The sequence below is a fragment of the Tenacibaculum sp. Bg11-29 genome (genome assembly GCF_002836595.1).
Classification (GTDB): Bacteria; Bacteroidota; Bacteroidia; order Flavobacteriales; family Flavobacteriaceae; genus Polaribacter.
Window position 1 is genome coordinate 4,275,881 of record NZ_PJBB01000003.1, and the last position, 18,515, is coordinate 4,294,395.

Below are 18,515 nucleotides of genomic sequence, written 5' to 3' on the forward strand. Positions count from 1 at the left end.
AATATTTTATATTAAAAACAAGCACGCTTTAAAAGCGTGCTTGTTTTTTTTAAGCTACTGCTACAATATTACTATAAGGGACTTCTCTTGTATCTCTAAAAATAATTGTTTTTTCAGAAAGAGTCCAAACTGAAGCCTCTACTTTTTTTAAACCAGTATGGTCTGTGTAAAAAATTTGAAATTTTTCCTTATTGAGGTTTCTTAAAAAAAAGACTTTTCGTTGTCTTATAAATTCGTTTACCTTCTCTATTTCATGCTCTAACACATTAATTTTAGGAAATTTTAATAACTTAACTTTGCTGTCATCGACAAGCATTGCTTTATTTAAAATCATACAAACGGGGAGTTTGGGGTTATAATAATACACATGACATTAATATCAATGAGCAAATATACATTTTTTTATCAACAACTGTTAATAACTTACTTAATTATTTGTTAATAACTTTTAATTACAAAATAATGTAATTAAGAAAACAAATAAAATTGAATAAAAAATATTAATTATCTTCCTAATAAATAACCTCCCACGCTATCTACCCTCTACACTCATAAATAACAAACTTACTATTTGATTTCACAATTTTAACTTCTGTAAAAACCTGCTTTAAATGCGTTTTATAATTTAAATGAGAATTAGCTACTAATAAAAATCGACCATTTTTCCTCAAACAACTTCGCACCCCTTTAAAAAGCAATACAGAAACCTCAATATTATTTTCATGTTCGAAATGAAATGGAGGATTAGAAATTACCAAATCAAAACTTTCTTTTTCTAAATCATCTAGATTATCTTCACAAATAAATTGAGCATTTTCACCTTTTACATTCATCTCAGAAGATGCAACAGCTAAGTTAAAATCATCAACTAAGGTTACTTGAGCGTTTGAATTTTGACGCAAAGTTTCAATTGCAAGAATCCCATTACCTGAAGCAACATCTAACACCTTTAACTCATCAGACTGCACTTGTAAATTCTCTAATAAAAACTGCGTTCCAACATCAATCTTCCCTGAAGAAAATACGCCATAATGTTGTTGAAGTAAATTATCGTTCCAATCAATTTCATTAGTTAACTCCTTATATTGAATTCCTTTTTTAGGTTCTTTTAAGATAAGTAATCGCGCTTTTTTCCAAGCTTTTGATTGCTCCACCTCGTCAAAATACCGCTCAGCAATCTTAAGAAAAGAAGCAGAGAAATGTTTAGTCATAAATCCACAAACAACTTCTGTTTGCTTATCAGCAGACTTATGTATTTGCTGTAAAAAAACTTCAAATAATTCCAATGATTTTGGAACTTTCATTAACACCAAGTCAACTTTACCTAAATCTTCCAATGGTGTCTTATAAGTAATATCGATAGATAAATTATTCAATTCTAAATTATGAACAATTGCTTTCTTCTGGCTTGCATAGGCCCAAACAGTCACTGGATTCTTACTACTCAATACAGAATTCCAAATTCCGAACCTGTCATTAAATAAATGAATATTATCTTGTTTTTTATCCGTAATATAATCTAAAACTAATAATTCTACACTGCTCCAAGCACGTAATGATTTATCATCTGTTTTTGGATATCGTGCTAATTGATATTCTTTAGAATTGTATAATAATTTTGTGTCCAATAGTTGTATATTTTGTAATTATCTTCCTTAAGAAAACCTTCTTTGAAAATAACTTAATTTAAATCGTAAATTTTATTTAAAGAAATAAGATCTCCTGCTTTCCCTCTTCTAAAAACATCTTCTGATTTCACCTCTGCAATAGATTCTTTTCCCATAGCAGCCACTACTTCTTTTACAGCCTCAATTGTTTTATCATGGTAATTTTTAACACGAATATTTTTATCACCAACAACTAAAGCCTCTACTAAATCTTCATCTTGAGTAGCTACACCAACTGGGCAAGTATCTAAATTACATTCACGTGCTTGAATACAACCAATACTTAACATAAAACTACGTGCCATACCAATAACATCAGCACCTAAAGCCTTATATTTAATAATATCAAAAGCGTCAATTGCTTTACCACTCGCTATAATTTTAACCTGCTCTTTTAAGCCATATTTCTTCAACATTTTATTTACAAAGGCCAACCCCTCTAATAACGGAGTACCTACATAATTAGAAAATTCTAAAGGAGCAGACCCTGTACCTCCTTCTCCTCCATCAACCGAAATAAAATCAGGATAATTATCAGCTTCAGCAAACGTTTTTATCATTGTTTCTATTTCTTCGTTATTCCCCACACAAAACTTAACCCCAACAGGTTTTCCATTAGACAACTCCCTAACTTTCTGAATAAAAGAAATCATCTCCTCAAAATTAGAAAATGAAGAATGTCCAGGAGGTGAATCTACTCTCGTAAATGGCTCTACTGAACGAATTTTAGCAATCTCTTCAGTATTCTTTTTTGCAGGTAAAATACCTCCATGACCTGGTTTAGCTCCTTGAGAAAATTTAATTTCAATCATTTTCACTTCTTTACGAATAGCATTTTCTTTAAAAACTTCATCATCAAAAACACGTTTTCCAGCCACACTTTTCCCAGCACCAAAATACCCTGTTCCTACTTGAAAAATTAAGTCACCTCCTTGTAAATGATACGGAGAAATACCACCCTCACCAGTATTATGTGCAAAATTAGCCATTTTAGCCCCTTGGTTTAAGGCCATTATTGCGTTTTTACTCAAAGAACCAAACGACATTGCTGATATATTAATTATTGATGCATCATACTTTTGAGTGCATTTATCAGAACCAACCAACACCCTTTCACCTACAATATGATGATGATCCTTAGGAAATAATGAATGTTTTACAAATTCGTAACCTTTTTCATACACATTATGCTGCGTACCAAACGGTACTGTTTCTATTTCTTTTTTTGATCGCTGATAAACGAGACTTCTTTTTTCACGATTAATTGGTGTTCCATTTAAATCATCTTCAATAAAATATTGTTGAATTTTCTCACGTTCCTCCTCAAAAACCCATCGTAAACGAGCAACAACAGGAAAAGACCTCATTAAAGAATGTTTATCTTGAAAAAAAGCATCATATAGTGCCAACAAAGTTACAGCAGAAGCAATTGTTAAAAGAATATAATTCCCCATATCAGGAATAAAATAAACCAACACTCCACATAAAATATTAACAACAATAATAACTGTTAAAATAGTATCTCTCATTTTTAAGAATTTAGGTAGCTAAAATACAAGATTTCTAACATAAAAAAAGCTCTAACAATTGTTAGAGCTCTTAGATATCTTAGATACTTGAAATTATTTTTTAAACTTCGAGTACTTGTTTTTAAACTTATCAATACGTCCTGCAGTATCTACCAGTTTAGATTTACCTGTATAGAAAGGGTGAGAAGTTCTTGAAATTTCTAATTTTATTAATGGATACTCAGTTCCTTCTACGTCTAAAGTTTCTTTAGTGTTAGCAGTTGAACGTGTTAAAAATACATCTCCGTTAGACATATCTTTAAAAGCTACCATTCTATAATTTTCTGGATGTATTCCTTTACGCATCTTAAATGACTTTTAAATATTGTTTTATTTTTTTATCAAACACTGTAAAAATGGTAAAGTTTTACACCGAAGAAAATTCTTTGGTTGTTTGAGGCTGCAAATTTAACCATATTTTTTAATTTTCAAACAAATAAATTGTTTTAATTTGTAGTATAAATGAATAAATTAGAATTCAAACTATAAAATATGCGTATTTATACATACTTTGCTTTAGCTTTAGCTACAATTATAATCACTTCTTGTGGCCAATCAGAATACAAATTTAAGTTAAACACCTCTAAAAAAACAACTTTAGGGCAAAAGGCTGCTATTAAATTTGAACAACTTAAGGGAAAAGAGATTGATTCGGTACATTTATTCGTTAATAATAAACGAGTAAATAAAAATGAAACTAGCTTAGCTATTAACACTTCTAACTTTGGTGTTGGTAAACATACTGTTACAGCATTGGCTTTTTACCCTCAAAAATCTAAAAAAATAAGTAATTCAATCGAAGTATTTGCCAAAGATGCTCCGACTCTTTATGGTTTTAAAATTATAAACACCTTCCCGCATGATGATAAAGCATATACGCAAGGACTAGAATATAAAGATGGTTTTTTATATGAAACAACAGGTCGTAGAGGTGAGTCTTCTTTAAGAAAGGTTGATTTAAAAACCGGAGAGGTTTTACAAAAAATTGCTTTAGATAAAAAATATTTTGGTGAAGGAATGTCGATAGTTAACAATAAAATTTATTGGTTAACATGGCAAGCACGTAAAGGTTTTGTTTATGATTTAGAAAATTTTAAACAAATTAATGAGTTTAACTACAACCGTAGCAATGAAGGTTGGGGATTAACACATGGTAATAATGAGTTAATAAAATCTGATGGATCAAATAAAATTTGGTTTTTAGATATTAAAAATCAAAAAGAAAAAAGAGCTATACAGGCTTATACCAATAAAGTTTCTTTAAAAAGCTTAAATGAATTAGAATGGATTAATGGAAAAATTTATGCAAATTATTGGCAAAAACCTTTAATTGCAATTATTAATCCTGATAATGGAGTTGTTGAGGGAATTATTAATTTAACTGAATTAGTTAAAGAGATGGAAAAAACACAAAAATTAGTTGACCAAGATGATGTTTTAAACGGGATAGCCTATGACAACGAAAATAACCGTTTGTTTGTTACAGGAAAACATTGGTCTAAATTATTTGAAATCGAATTAGTTAAGAAATAATATCTTAGCCTTTTAAATATTGATTAAACGAACTAACATTATTTTTACATATGAGATACTCCCTTCAAATTTTATCTATTATTATCTTAATTGCTGTTAGTTCGTGTAGAAAAGATTTTAACACGGTTCCTAATTTTGGAAAACTTGAATTTTCTAAAGACACCGTGTTTTTAGATACTATTTTTTCTAATATAGGTTCAGCTACTTATAATTTAAAGGTATACAACAGAAGCAGCAAAGCAATTACAATTCCTGAAATAAAATTAGATAATGGAATCAACTCTAATTATCGCTTAAATGTTGATGGTCTTTCTGGTAAAAACTTTAGAGATATTGATATTTTAGCAAATGACAGTATTTATGTTTTCATAGAAACTACTATTAATTTTAGTACTGTTACAGATCCGCTACACATAGATAAAATATTATTTGACAACGGAAATAATCAACAAAATGTAAATTTAGTTACTTTAGTACAAGATGCAAATTTCATATTCCCTTCAAAAAACAGTATGGGAATTGAAACCTTAACTATAGATGGTAAGGATTCTAAAATACAAGGTCGTTTTTTAACAGATACTGAGCTTATCTTTACAAATGAAAAACCGTATGTTATTTATGGCTATGCAGCTGTTCCTTCAGATAAAACATTAACAATTAATGCTGGCGCCAAAATTTATTTTCATAAAAACTCAGGATTAATAGTTGATAAAAAAGGAAGTTTAAAAGTTAACGGAACTCTTAACGATAAAGTTACTTTTGAAGGAGACAGGCTAGAACATCGTTTTAGTAAAATACCTGGGCAATGGGGAACTATTTGGATGATTGCAGGTAGTAAAGAAAATGAGATTAATCATACATTAATAAAAAATGGAGTTGTTGGTATTTTAGTCGATAGCATAGGGGCACTCACCTCTCCTACTCTTACGATAAAAAATTCTGAAATTTATAATAGTGCTAACTATGGTATCTTAGGAAGAAACACCAATATTAAAGGTGAAAATATTGTTATCGGTGATACCGGGCAATCATCTTTAGCTTGTACTTTTGGAGGTACTTACAACTTTACACATTCAACTTTTGCTAATTACTGGAACAATAGTTTACGACAATTACCAACTGTTTTAGTAAACAATCATTTTAGTTATATAAATGACAACAATAAAGAAATAACGTTAACAAGAGATTTAATAGCTGCTAATTTTACAAATTGTATTATTAACGGAAATAATAATATTGAATTTATTTTAGACAAAGTAGGTAGTGACTTATTTAACTACAATATTGAAAGTTCAATGATTCAATTTAATGATTTCAATAATTCTTTTACTGATAATGTTGAAATGAAATTTGATGATACAACACATTATCAAAATATTATTTTAAACGGCAACCCTCATTTTAAGGATGTTTCTAAAAATGAGTTTATTATCGGAGAAGAAAGCGATGCTATTAATAAAGCTAGAGCGTCATCTATATCAGAAGACATCTTAGGCATAAACCGATCTTTAAATCCAGATATAGGTGCATATCAACATGTTATTTTTGATTAAAACTTACATCCTCTATAACTTTCTTAAATTGATGTTTTTTATCTACAAAAAAGGCAATAGAAATGTATGTTTTTTGCATTCCATAGAAACTCTTAAAAACTGCTTTTTTATTTAAATGAAGAACTATATTATGAGTATCTAAATTACCTAGAGGAGAAAAAGGAATAATACTTTTATCAGTTGGTAAATCCTTTTCTGTTAAATCAACACCCTTTATATTTTCGAAAGGAATTACTGCTTCACCAAAAAAGCCATATTTTAAAGTTAATATTTTATTTATTAAATCAACTTCAATAGGGATTTTCGATAGAGAACGCATTAAAGAAAACAACTGTAAACATGTGTAAATACTTAAAACAGTTAACAACCAAGCAACAATAACATTCCATTTTTGCACCAATGCGTGAACAGCAATTGTTTCTATTAAAACAACTAATATCAACCCCATAATAATTGATACAGAAGTTCCATTTTTATGATAAGAAAATTCATTTTCTTTTAACATTCTCTTTTTCCAAGCTAAAAACCCATAATAAATAACAGAAATCTCAGTTGCTAACAGTTCTCCTATTTTATTTGGAAAAACAGCACTAACAGCTTGTTGCATCGCATTATAAAACACTAAATGATTGCTATGTTGTTTTTTAAATTCTTGAATAATTTTTCTTGCTTTAAAAATTAAAAAACTAAATACTCCTAATTCAACAGCAGGTAAAATAAACGTTTTTATTTGTGATAATAGCGCCTGATGTTCTTTTGGAATAATTATACTAACAATTACAATTCCTATTACAAATAAACTAACAACAGTGATTTTAGGAATTTCCTTTTTTCTAATAATTAAAAAATAAACAAACGGAATTGTTATCAGTAAATCTAATGTAATACCTATTGATAATTCTTTTGGGTACTCTATAAAAAATGATGAGTTTACTACTAAAAAAAGTGTTGATATTAATAGTAATGGAATTCCAAAAACAAAAAAGTAATTACGAGAAATAAACAATTGTTTCATAGTATATAACTTTATAATTAATGTCTATATATTAGTTGTTTAATTTCTTGTTTCGTTACATATTTCACAACTATTTTTTCTTATAAACAATTCCGTTTTTCATAACAAAAACAACATTTTCCATTGTATGTATATTTTTGGTTGGATCATCATTAACAGCTATAATATCAGCAAAAAAACCTTTTTCAACCTGACCAATTTCATCTTCCATTTTTAAAATTTTGGCATTTGTAATTGTTGCCGCTTGTATGGTTTCCATAGCCGGCATACCTACTTCTACCATATAACCAAATTCTTTTCCGTTATTCCCATGCTTAAAAACTCCTGCATCTGTACCAAAAGCAATACCTACTCCTTTTTTATATGCTCTTGCAAATGTTCCTTGAATTTGTGGACCAACAGCTAATGCTTTCGGCACAACGATATCTGGATAAAACCCTTTTATTTTAGCTTTCTCTTCAACTTCTTTTCCTGCTGTAATAGTAGGCACTAAAAAAGCATTGTGTTTTTTCATCAACTCCATTGTCTCATCACTCATATAAGTACCATGCTCAATTGTTTTTACACCCCCAATAATTGCACGCCTCATTCCTTCATCACCATGTGCATGAGCAGCAACATGCATCCCGTAATCTTTAGCGGTATCACAAATAGCTTTTATCTCTTCTATCGTAAACTGTGGATTATCTCCTGATTTAGCTACACTTAATACTCCTCCAGTCGCAGTAATTTTAATACAATCTGCACCATTTTTATAACGTTGACGTACTGCTTTTTTAGCATCCTCTACACTATTAACGACTCCTTCTTTTGGCCCAGGATTTCCTACTAATTTTCTACTGCTACCATTTGTTGGATCTGCATGACCTCCCGTAGTTGCTAATGATTTTCCTGCTGTAAAAACTCTTGGTCCAGGTATTTTTCCTGAAGCAATCGCCTTTGCTATCGAAATATTTACGCCGCTCCCTCCTAAATCTCTTACTGTTGTAAATCCATTTAACAACGTTGTTTTGGCAAAACCAACTGAGTTAAAAGCTACATCAGCTTCATTTAAAACATATCTATTCAACCTTGTTTTTCTATCAAACTCTTGTTCTATGTGCACATGCATATCAATCAATCCAGGCATCACAACTTTATCTCGTAAATCAATTGTTTTTGAAGTTTTATCTCTAGGCATTATATACCCATCAAAAACCTTTGTGATTTTATTTCCATTAACTACAATGGTTTTTTTTGCCTGAACTTTTCCTGACTTTGTATCTATTAACTTTCCACATAAAATATATGTACGCTGACCAAAAGAATAGGTTACAACTAATAAAAAAGCAAGTAAAAAATTGATTTTCTTCATTATAAAAAATTTAATTAGAACTATAAATGTATGAAAAAATTGAGTAGATTGCTTCTTTAATTTATCCTATTAAATGAAGAATATTGTAATTACAGGAACCAGTAGAGGTATTGGTTTTGAATTAGCACAACAGTTTGCTAACGAAGGGCATAACGTTTTAGCATTATCGAGAAATACTGAGCCTTTAAAAAAAATAAATCATAAGAATATTACTACGATATCTGTTGACTTATCTAATAATGAAGATTTAAAAAAAGCAACTACTTTCATTAAAAAAGAATGGAAAACTGTAGATGTTTTAATAAACAATGCGGGAAAACTAATTAACAAACCTTTTACTGATTTAACGACAGTTGATTTTGAAGAAGTATATAAAGTAAATGTTTTTGCTGTTGCTGAATTAACAAGGTTATTAATTCCGTTTCTTACAAAAGGAAGCCATGTCGTTACTGTTAGTTCTATGGGAGGAATTCAAGGAAGTATGAAATTTCCTGGTTTAGCTGCTTACAGTTCTGCTAAAGGTGCCGTTATAACATTATCTGAATTATTAGCTGAAGAATACAAGGAGCAACAAATAGCATTCAACGTTTTAGCTTTAGGCGCTGTGCAAACCGAAATGCTAGAAGAAGCTTTCCCTGGTTATGTAGCTCCTTTATCTGCTAAAGAAATGGCTAATTACATTTTTGACTTTTCGTTAACAGGAAATAAATTTTATAACGGAAAAGTATTGCAAGTATCTAGTTCTACTCCATAAAATAATCTACATTTTTCTTTGTACAAAACACTTATAAAATATATTCCAGAAAAAGCAATTCCATTAGTTGAATATTTAATTAATGAACATAAGATTAATCTTAAAATTGTAAATCAACGAGAGACCAAACATGGTGATTTTCGGACTTTTCCGAATGGACAAACACAAATAACGGTTAACAATAACTTAAATGAATACCAGTTCTTACTAACACTAGTTCATGAAATTGCACACCATGTTACGCATAAAAAATTTGGAAGAGTACAACCTCATGGAAAACACTGGAAAACAGTTTTTCAACACTTAATGTTACCTTTTTTACGACCAGACATTTACCCTAATGAAATTCTTCCCTACCTAGCTAATTATTTTAAAAATCCTAAAGCAAGTACTGATACCGATGTTAATTTATCTTTAGCTTTACGAGGTGGAAAAGCTGAAAGTGGAAAAAGCTTTATATTTGAGATACCAAACGGAACTGTATTTCAATTTAAAGACACATTATATAAAAGAGGCAATAAACGTAGAACTCGTTATGAATGTTTAAATTTAATGAACAATCGAGTGTATCTTTTTAATCAAAATGCAGAAGTGAAGTTAACAGCTTCAAACATATAAATAAAACTCCTATTCTTTAGGAATTATAATTAATTATTATGAATAAGAACTATTACGCAGTAATTATGGCAGGTGGTGTTGGTTCAAGATTTTGGCCAGTAAGCACCGAAGAATATCCTAAGCAATTTCATGACATGTTAGGTACAGGTGAATCACTAATTCAACGTACTTTTAACAGAATTAATCAATTAATCCCGTCTGAAAACATATTAATTGCCACTAATGAACGTTATGAAAAGTTAGTGTTAGAGCAACTACCCAAAACCACAAAGAAGCAATTATTATTAGAACCTACAATGCGCAACACTGCTCCTTGTATTTTATATGCTGCTTTAAAAATTCATAATCTGAATTCAGATGCAGTAATGCTAGTTGCGCCATCTGATCATTGGATTGAAAACGAAACTGAATTTTTAAAAAATATTAAAACATCTTTTGAGGCATCTGCTAATAATGATAATTTAATGACTTTAGGTATTCAACCCAACTCACCTAATACAGGTTATGGATACATTAAATTTGAAGAAAACTCTTCAGATATAAAAAAAGTAAAAAACTTTACAGAAAAACCTAATCTTCAAACTGCTAAGCAATTTTTAGCTAGTGGTGATTACTTATGGAATGCGGGTATTTTTATTTGGTCAACTAAAAGTATATTAAACGCTTTTAAAAAACATTTACCACAGATGTTAAACGTTTTAGATGATGGAAATAACGTTTACAATACTGATTTTGAAGATGATTTCATAAAAAACAATTATGCCAAATGTGAAAACATTTCTATTGATTACGGAATTATGGAACGCTCTAACAACGTACATATTTTACCTGTAGATTTTGGGTGGAATGATCTAGGTACTTGGGGATCTTTATATAATAAACTAAATAAAGATTCACAAGAAAATGCTGTTGTTGGTGCTGAAACTATTTTTAGGGATGCTAACGGAAACATGGTTCGTACTGAAAGCGGCAAGAAAGTAATCATTCAAGGGTTGAGTGATTATATTATTGTAGAAAAAGGTGATACACTATTAATTTGCCCTCGAAAAGATGAGCAAGATATTAAACAGATTAGTGCAGCAGCTAAAAAAACATTTTAAAACTATCTTAAAAAGAAAACGAAGCTAAAAAGCTTCGTTTTCTTTTTAATTATTCTTTATAATTTCTTCAAAAAAAGTATAATAATCCTTTGGCATATAAGCTCCCTTTTTCTTTCCTAAAACATCTCCGGCAGTATTTATCATAACTACTGTAGGAAAAGCATGTATCCTATACTTATATTGTAGTTTACTATTTTCTTTTTTTACTTCTGAAGAAATAAGATATCTATTTCTAGGAAAATCGGCTTTATAAAGCACTAAATTTGCCTCTGAAAAATCTTTAAATTTATCCGCATGAAATAATGTTCTATCTACTTGCTTACATGGTGGACACCAATCTGAACCTGTAAAGAAAATTAAAATAGGTTTATTCTCATTTTTAGCCTTTTCAATAGCCACATCAAAAGACGCTTCCCATTTTACACTTTCTTTCTCTTTAGCCATAGCCGTTTTTTGTGAAAAAGAAACACTACATACTAGACACAAGATTAAATTTAAAACAAAATTTCTCATTATATTTATTTTTTTTCAATTTATGTTATTCAAAAATAATACCAAGATAATAGCACTATCTATTTATACTATTAACTATTAATTCATCAAATAATTCTCCTTCATGCAAAAACTCACTTTTAATTGAGATATACGATACATTTTCAACCTTACCTTCTAAACGCATATAATCTTTTTCAGTAGTCACTATTATCTTATTCAATTGTGGTAGTTCTTGAAATTCTTTTTCTATTTTATTTATATCACTTTCAGTAAAATCATAATGATCTGGATACTTTAAGTGCTTATAATTAATTTCGTTTTTATCCAAAAACTGTAATAATGAATTTGGGTTTGCAATTCCTGTAACCAGCAATACTTCTTTTTCTTTTAAATCAGAAACTGTAAGTTCTAAATCTGTCCCTTTTAAGTTCTCATCATAAGAAATTATAGTAAAAAATAATTGTTGATTCGCTTTAAGTCGTATCTTATTTCTTACTTCTTGTTTTCTTATTTCTGATAAATCTTCAGGGCATTTAGTAACTACTATTATATTTGCTCGATCTGCCCCTCTTTTCCCCTCTCTTAAATTACCTACAGGCAAAATAAAATCATCTGTATACAAATCATCATACTTTGTTAATAAAATATAATGACTCGCTTTTACTTTTCTATGCTGATAAGCATCGTCTAATAAAACTATTTGTGGGGCTACTTTTCTTTTTAATAACTCTTCTATCCCGTTAGTTCTATCAGCATCAACAGCAACCGTAACTTCATTTTTAAATTTTTTATAAAACTGCAAAGGCTCATCACCAACATCTTTGGCAGAATGGTTAGCGTTTACAACTTGAAAACCTTTTGTTTTTCGTTTATAACCGCGACTTAAAACAGCAACTCTGTAGTGTTCTTTTAATAATCGAATTAGATATTCTATTTGTGGTGATTTCCCTGTTCCGCCTACGCTTAAATTTCCAACAGCAATAACTGGAATATTAAAAGAGGTTGATTTTAAAATACCTATATCAAAAAACTTATTACGAACTGTAGTAATAATATCGTATGCAATAGCAAACGGAAACAATAAAAATCGAAATAATTTCATTGCATCAAAAGTAAAAATTATTTCGATAACGCAGCCAAAATCAAGCAATCTTTAAAACTTAATAGATTACATTGTCATTTTTCGTCGTAATAACAAGTTTTAGTAACTTTGAAGTATCCTTATAAACTATAAAAATGCAAATAAAAGACGTTACAAATTATATTGAAAAACTAGCACCGTTATCTTATGCTGAAGATTTTGATAATGTAGGATTACTTATAGGAAATTATACGACTAATGTAACTGGAGTTTTAGTTACTCTTGATACTTTAGAAGAAACAATTGATGAAGCTATTGCCGAAAATTGTAATTTAATTGTAAGCTTTCACCCGATTATTTTTAGTGGTTTAAAAAAAATAAATGGAAACAATTACGTTGAAAGAGTTGTTTTAAAAGCTATTCAAAATAATATTGCAATTTACGCTACTCATACTGCTTTAGATAATGTAAACAATGGTGTTTCTGCTAAAATGTGTGAAGTTTTAGGCTTACAAAATTGTAAAACATTAATTCCTAAAAAAGGTATTATAAAAAAACTTACCACTTATGTTCCGTTGGCTAACGCAGATAATTTACGAACAAATCTTTTTGAAGCTGGTGCTGGTAACATTGGTAACTACAGTAACTGTTCTTTTAATGTTTCTGGAAAAGAAAGTTATTTAGGTAATGAAAAGTCTAATCCTACAGTAGGTAAAAAGGGTGAATTAATATTTAAAGAAGAAACATGTATATCAGTAACTTTTAATAGTTATCTGGAAGGAAAGATACTTAAAACATTGTTTAATTCTCACCCTTATGAAGAAGTTGCTTATGAAGTAATTACACTAGATAATAGTCACCAAAACATAGGAATGGGAATGATTGGTGAATTTACAACCCCAATGAAAGAAAAAGATTTTTTAACTTTTGTAAAGAAAATATTTAAGACAGATTGTGTTAGGTATTCTGATTTATTAGAAAAGCCTATTAAAAGTGTTGCTGTTTTAGGAGGCTCTGGTAGCTTTGCTATAAAAAATGCTATAAATATGAATGCAGATGCTTATATTAGTGCTGATTTTAAATATCATGAGTTTTTTAAAGCTGAAAAAAGAATATTACTTACAGATGTTGGACATTATGAAAGTGAACAGTTTACAAAAAATCTTTTGATTGATTATCTTCGTAAAAAATTTAGTACTTTTGCAATTATTTTAAGTGAAAAAAGTACAAATCCAATACACTATATATAACAGATGGCAAAAAAAGAAGTAACGGTAGAAGAAAAATTAAGAGCGTTATACGATTTACAGTTAATCGATTCTAGAATTGACGAAATCAGAAACGTTCGTGGTGAATTACCTTTAGAAGTTGAAGATTTAGAAGATGAAGTTGCCGGATTAAACACAAGACTTTCTAAGTTAAAAGAAGAATCTAGTAGTTTAGATACTGATATTAGTAATAAAAAATTAGCAATTACCGAATCTAAAACATTAATTGCTAAATACGAAGAACAACAAAAAAATGTTCGTAACAATCGTGAGTTTGATTCTTTAACAAAAGAAATTGAGTTTCAAGAATTAGAAATTGAATTATCTGAAAAGAGAATTAAAGAATTTAAAGTTAAGATAGCTCAGAAGAACGAAGTTATTGATACTAGTAAAGGAAAATTAAAAAAGCAAGAAAGTCATTTAACTCACAAGAAAAATGAGCTTGATGCTATTTTAAAAGAAACTGAAAAAGAAGAAAAGTTACTAAAAGAAAAATCAGTAGAGTATGCAGAATCTATTGACGATCATTTATTAGCTGCTTATAATAGAATTCGTTCTAAAGTAAGAAACGGATTAGCTGTTGTTGCTATTGAACGTGGTGCTGCTGGTGGTTCTTTCTTTACAATTCCGCCTCAAGTACAGTTAGAAATTGCTAACCGTAAGAAAATTACAATAGATGAGCATAGTGGTCGTATTTTAATAGACGCTGCTTTAGCACAAGAAGAAAAAGAAAAGATAGACAACTTATTTGTTTAAATTTTTTCTTTAAATATATTTTAAAAGCTCTCGTTTCCGAGAGCTTTTTTATTACGCTAAATTTGATTTGATTTTTAACTTATCTTAGACAGCTTCACTAACGTTGAATACAAATTCATTCAAACGAATAGTTACTTGTCATTAAAAACCTATTAATTTGGTCATCTCCTAAGTTTTATTATATTATTTAAAAACGAATTAATTTATGATTGAAACAAAAATATTTAGTGTGGTAAACAAACCAAATGAGTTAGAAAAAAATGAAGTAATCGATTTTTTATATGATAATCTTGAACAATACGGTGATTCTAAAAAAGACATTCAAAAAGCCATAAATTACTCAATAAAGGAATTTACTTCTCCTGGAGGATTCACTATGCTTATTAAAGAAAACAATCAAATTTTGGGGGCAACTGTAATTAATGAGACAGGAATGGGGGGTTATATTCCAGAAAATATTCTTGTTTACATCGCAACACATAAAAACCAAAGAGGTAAAGGCTTAGGGAGAACGTTAATGCAAAAAGCTATTGATTATTCAAAAGGGGATATTGCTCTTCACGTAGAAGCTAACAACCCTGCTAAACACCTCTATGAAAAATTAGGTTTTACAAATCCTTACCTAGAAATGAGATTAAAGAAATAACTTATGGCTGAGTTAATAATTCACACTAAAAAAATTCAAGGCAACATCAAGTATTTAAGTGCTTATTTTGATGTACATAATATTTCTTGGAGTCTAATTACCAAAGTTTTTTCAGGAGACAAAGAATTTCTAAAGCAGGTACTTACTGATGAAGTAATCGATAGAATTGATTCTATTGGAGATTCAAGACTAACCAGTTTGAAAAACTTAAAAATGGTTAATCCTAAAATGCGAACAATTTACATTAAACCTCCTGCAAAAATGTATGCAGATGATATTGTAAAGTACGCAGATATTTCTCTGAACAGTTCTTTCTCTACTATTTTGGCTTTAAACCAAGCAGCTAAAAAGGCTGATAAAATTCACCAAATTATAATAATGATTGAACTTGGTGAATTACGCGAAGGTGTAAAAAGAACTGAGTTAATAAGTTTTTATGAAAGTATTTTTCAACTTCCGAGTATTGAAGTTATCGGTATTGGTTCAAATTTAGGCTGCATGTATGGCGTTGAACCTTCATATGATAAATTACTACAACTATCACTTTATCAAGAACTAATCTCTGCTAAATTTAATAAGGATTTGAAATATGTTTCTGGTGGTACATCTATCACTTTGCCACTTATTGAGAATAAAACGATTCCCAAAGATATTAATCATTTTCGAGTTGGAGAAGCTGTGTTTTTTGGAGTCAGTCCATTAGATAACAAACAGTTTAAAGAACTGTCAGTAGACACTTTTGAATTTAGCGCTAACATCATTGAACTTGAAGATAAAAAAATTGTGCCAGACGGCATAATAAGTCATGCAAATATTGGGCAATCTGCAGATTTCAATGAAGAAAATGTCAATGAAACTTCACTTAAAGCTATTCTTGATTTTGGGTTGTTAGATGTTGATCAAAACGATATTGATTTTATTGATAAAGAATTAGAATTCGTTGGAATAACCTCTGACATGCTTGTTGTTGATCTTGGCACGAATGCAACAAAAGAGGGGAAAAAGAAATATAGTATTGGAAGTAAAATATATTTTAAACCAAGCTACATGGCAGTAGCTAGGCTTTTAAATTCAAAATTTATTGATAAAAAATATAAATAAAAGGCTAACAAAATTCTTAACACCCTGCGGAATACTAAGACATAAAATGTTAGCAAAAACCTCAACTATCAAACACAAAAAACTCGAATCAGATGATTCGAGTTTTTTTTAATTTACATCAATTATCAAACTAATAATTTAATTTTTTAATGTAAGTCAACTTCGCTTTCCAAACATCTAATTGATCTTTAAATTCTTGAATTCCTTTGCGAACATTTACAACTAAAGGATTATCATCTTTAGCGTTTGAGAAAAAACCTAAATTATTTTCTAGTTGTTGCATATCTTTAACAGTCTCATCTATTTTTTTACGAATAAAATACTGCTCGTTATCTAGTTTTTTATGATCTTCTTGTGCTAAGTACGATTCTACAACATTTTTAAACTTCATCATTTCAATGTCGCTTTTACTCATGTTTAAGTTTCCTAAATGGACATCAACAGCTTTATTAAATTTTTCTTCTAAATGGCGTCCGTTTCTTGGCAATACTCCTAATGCTCTCCACTTAGCAATACGTTCTTTAATATCTTCTAAAGTTAAGTTTTCAGAAACTTTCATTTCTTCTACAAATTCTTTTTTTGCCTCAACAATAGCTACTTGTTCTTTATTCTGTTCATTTTTCTGAGCATGTAATCTATCAAAATAGTAATTACAGGCACTTTTAAAACGCTTCCAAATATCATCAGAAAACTTTCTTGGTACGTGCCCTATTTTTTTCCAATCAGATTGAATACGTTTCATCGTATTCGTTGCTTCCTGCCAATCATCACTATCTTTTATACTTTCAGCAAGCTCAATTAATGCAATTTTACTTTTCAGGTTATCATTTTGAGCACTTTTTTCTCCCTTATAAAAAACATTTTTTGAGCTGTTAAACTTTTTAGTTGCACTTTTAAATTGCTGCCAAACTACTTCGCTTTTATTATAAGGCAACTTACCTATATCAAAATATTTTTCACGTAGCTTTTCTAACTCTACAATGCTGTTTTGCCAGTCGTTGTGTGATTTATTATTTGATGTGTCAAATGCATTAATTTCTTCGACTACAGCTAACTTCGCATCAATCATTTCTTGATACTTCGATTTTAATTCTTTAAAATACTGGTGACGTTTATCATGTATTTTCTTTGTAGCCTCACTAAACTTATCCCATACATCTTCTCTGTGTTCTTTTCCAACAGGCCCTATCTCTTCTTTCCACAAACGATGTAAATCTTGTAGATCTTTAAATGCTACATTTACATCTGCTACTTCATTTAAAGCTTCTGCACGACTAATTAACTTTAGCTTCTCTTCTAAATTATGTTTAAAGTCTAGTTCTCTAAAATCTTTATTTAAATGTAATAAATCATAAAAACGTTCTACATGGTGATGGTATATTTTCCATGTATCATTATACTTTGTTTTTGGCACCGCCCCTATCGTTCTCCACTTTTTTTGAATTTCTTGGAAATCGTTATACATGGTTTTAGGGTCAGCATTTACAATTAATGCTTTTAACTCATCAATTAAACCATTTCTTTTATCTAAATTTTCTTTTAATTGTTTTTCTAACTGACCATAATAAGCATCTCTTTTTTCTTTATACTCACCTAATAACTTATTGTATTCTGATTTTATAGGACTAGAAAATTGAAAATCTATAGAGTTTCCTCCTTCTGCTAAAAAGGCTTCTTTTTTTTCGGCCAATAATGCTCCGAATTTGGTGTTAAATGCATTTTTAAGAGAATCTACATTCGCTTTTAATTGTTGTATTTGATGACTTCCTAATAACTTTCTTAATTCATCCACCAATGTTTCCAACTCCATAGCGGCATAATCAAGCATTTTTATTTCATGCTTTTCATCTACCTTTTCAGCTTCATTAGCTACTTCATTCTCTACTTCACTCACTGCTTTCTCAATTTCTTTAATCACTACGGCAGTTTCTTCGATAATTGGTTGTTGCAATTTTTCCTCGTTATTTTCTAACATATCTACAATGTTTAAGTTCCTATTTAGTTTA

The 18,515-nt window shown here is 29.5% G+C and carries 18 protein-coding genes; 9 read left to right on the forward strand and 9 right to left on the reverse strand.

Translation table 11 applies throughout. From position 1 onward, the window contains the following. Window positions 1-49: 49 nt before the first annotated feature. The 4 genes from CXF68_RS19235 to CXF68_RS19250 form a co-directional block, all read right to left on the reverse strand. Window positions 50-334, reverse strand: coding sequence for a hypothetical protein (locus CXF68_RS19235; protein ID WP_101046840.1), 285 nt, complete (start codon window positions 332-334; stop codon window positions 50-52). A gap of 202 nt (window positions 335-536) precedes the next feature. Beyond that, window positions 537-1,628 (reverse strand): class I SAM-dependent methyltransferase, encoded by a 1,092-nt coding sequence (locus CXF68_RS19240; RefSeq protein ID WP_101046842.1) that lies wholly within the window; start codon window positions 1,626-1,628, stop codon window positions 537-539. Between the two features lie 53 nt (window positions 1,629-1,681). Then, window positions 1,682-3,196 carry an FMN-binding glutamate synthase family protein gene (locus CXF68_RS19245; RefSeq protein ID WP_101046844.1) on the reverse strand — a complete coding sequence of 505 codons (1,515 nt, stop codon included), beginning with the start codon at window positions 3,194-3,196 and terminating at the stop codon, window positions 1,682-1,684. A 93-nt stretch (window positions 3,197-3,289) separates the two neighbouring features. Next, window positions 3,290-3,541 carry a type B 50S ribosomal protein L31 gene (locus CXF68_RS19250; protein WP_028887403.1) on the reverse strand — a complete coding sequence of 84 codons (252 nt, stop codon included), beginning with the start codon at window positions 3,539-3,541 and terminating at the stop codon, window positions 3,290-3,292. A 186-nt stretch (window positions 3,542-3,727) separates the two neighbouring features. Here CXF68_RS19250 and CXF68_RS19255 point away from each other — a divergent pair, with 186 nt between their 5' ends. Continuing rightward, window positions 3,728-4,768 (forward strand): glutaminyl-peptide cyclotransferase, encoded by a 1,041-nt coding sequence (locus CXF68_RS19255; protein WP_101046846.1) that lies wholly within the window; start codon window positions 3,728-3,730, stop codon window positions 4,766-4,768. Between the two features lie 50 nt (window positions 4,769-4,818). Continuing rightward, window positions 4,819-6,321 carry a hypothetical protein gene (locus CXF68_RS19260; RefSeq protein WP_101046848.1) on the forward strand — a complete coding sequence of 501 codons (1,503 nt, stop codon included), beginning with the start codon at window positions 4,819-4,821 and terminating at the stop codon, window positions 6,319-6,321. On the opposite strand, the gene CXF68_RS19265 is transcribed toward CXF68_RS19260, so the two are convergent. Both CXF68_RS19265 and CXF68_RS19270 read right to left on the reverse strand, forming a co-directional pair. Continuing rightward, the gene (locus tag CXF68_RS19265) at window positions 6,308-7,336 is read right to left on the reverse strand and encodes a hypothetical protein (protein ID WP_101046850.1); all 1,029 of its coding nucleotides are present in this window, start codon (window positions 7,334-7,336) and stop codon (window positions 6,308-6,310) included. The genes CXF68_RS19260 and CXF68_RS19265 overlap by 14 nt on opposite strands. Window positions 7,337-7,406: 70 nt before the next feature. Beyond that, window positions 7,407-8,690 carry an amidohydrolase family protein gene (locus CXF68_RS19270; RefSeq protein WP_101046852.1) on the reverse strand — a complete coding sequence of 428 codons (1,284 nt, stop codon included), beginning with the start codon at window positions 8,688-8,690 and terminating at the stop codon, window positions 7,407-7,409. Between the two features lie 73 nt (window positions 8,691-8,763). Between CXF68_RS19270 and CXF68_RS19275 the strand changes: the two genes are divergently transcribed. From CXF68_RS19275 to CXF68_RS19285, 3 genes are read left to right on the forward strand one after another with little or no spacing between them, the layout of a single operon-like run. Beyond that, on the forward strand, window positions 8,764-9,444 hold the full coding sequence (locus CXF68_RS19275; protein ID WP_101046854.1) for an SDR family oxidoreductase: 681 nt from the start codon (window positions 8,764-8,766) through the stop codon (window positions 9,442-9,444). Window positions 9,445-9,462: 18 nt separating this feature from the next. Then, window positions 9,463-10,062: a SprT-like domain-containing protein gene (locus tag CXF68_RS19280; protein ID WP_101046856.1), complete on the forward strand. Its 600-nt coding sequence runs from the start codon at window positions 9,463-9,465 to the stop codon at window positions 10,060-10,062. 38 nt (window positions 10,063-10,100) lie between these two features. Beyond that, window positions 10,101-11,162 carry a mannose-1-phosphate guanylyltransferase gene (locus tag CXF68_RS19285; RefSeq protein WP_101046858.1) on the forward strand — a complete coding sequence of 354 codons (1,062 nt, stop codon included), beginning with the start codon at window positions 10,101-10,103 and terminating at the stop codon, window positions 11,160-11,162. 45 nt (window positions 11,163-11,207) lie between these two features. Here the strand turns inward: CXF68_RS19285 and CXF68_RS19290 are convergent, their stop codons facing one another. Continuing rightward, a complete protein-coding gene (locus CXF68_RS19290; protein ID WP_198553860.1) occupies window positions 11,208-11,606 on the reverse strand; it encodes a thioredoxin family protein in 399 nt (132 codons plus the stop codon). Between the two features lie 124 nt (window positions 11,607-11,730). After that, window positions 11,731-12,759, reverse strand: a complete 1,029-nt coding sequence (gene lpxK / locus CXF68_RS19295; protein ID WP_101046862.1) for a tetraacyldisaccharide 4'-kinase — start codon at window positions 12,757-12,759, stop codon at window positions 11,731-11,733. 134 nt (window positions 12,760-12,893) lie between these two features. On the opposite strand from lpxK, the gene CXF68_RS19300 reads away from it, so the two are divergent. The 4 genes from CXF68_RS19300 (at window position 12,894) to CXF68_RS19315 (ending at window position 16,509) form a co-directional block, all read left to right on the forward strand. Further along, on the forward strand, window positions 12,894-13,988 hold the full coding sequence (locus CXF68_RS19300) for a Nif3-like dinuclear metal center hexameric protein (RefSeq protein WP_101046864.1): 1,095 nt from the start codon (window positions 12,894-12,896) through the stop codon (window positions 13,986-13,988). 3 nt (window positions 13,989-13,991) lie between these two features. Further along, window positions 13,992-14,762, forward strand: a complete 771-nt coding sequence (locus CXF68_RS19305) for a zinc ribbon domain-containing protein (RefSeq protein ID WP_101046866.1) — start codon at window positions 13,992-13,994, stop codon at window positions 14,760-14,762. A gap of 205 nt (window positions 14,763-14,967) precedes the next feature. Beyond that, complete coding sequence (locus CXF68_RS19310; protein ID WP_101046868.1) at window positions 14,968-15,408, forward strand: GNAT family N-acetyltransferase; 441 nt, start codon at window positions 14,968-14,970, stop codon at window positions 15,406-15,408. A 3-nt stretch (window positions 15,409-15,411) separates the two neighbouring features. Continuing rightward, window positions 15,412-16,509 carry an alanine racemase gene (locus CXF68_RS19315; RefSeq protein ID WP_101046870.1) on the forward strand — a complete coding sequence of 366 codons (1,098 nt, stop codon included), beginning with the start codon at window positions 15,412-15,414 and terminating at the stop codon, window positions 16,507-16,509. Window positions 16,510-16,639: 130 nt separating this feature from the next. On the opposite strand, the gene CXF68_RS19320 is transcribed toward CXF68_RS19315, so the two are convergent. Next, complete coding sequence (locus CXF68_RS19320) at window positions 16,640-18,484, reverse strand: DUF349 domain-containing protein (RefSeq protein WP_101046872.1); 1,845 nt, start codon at window positions 18,482-18,484, stop codon at window positions 16,640-16,642. Between the last annotated feature and the right edge of the window lie 31 nt (window positions 18,485-18,515).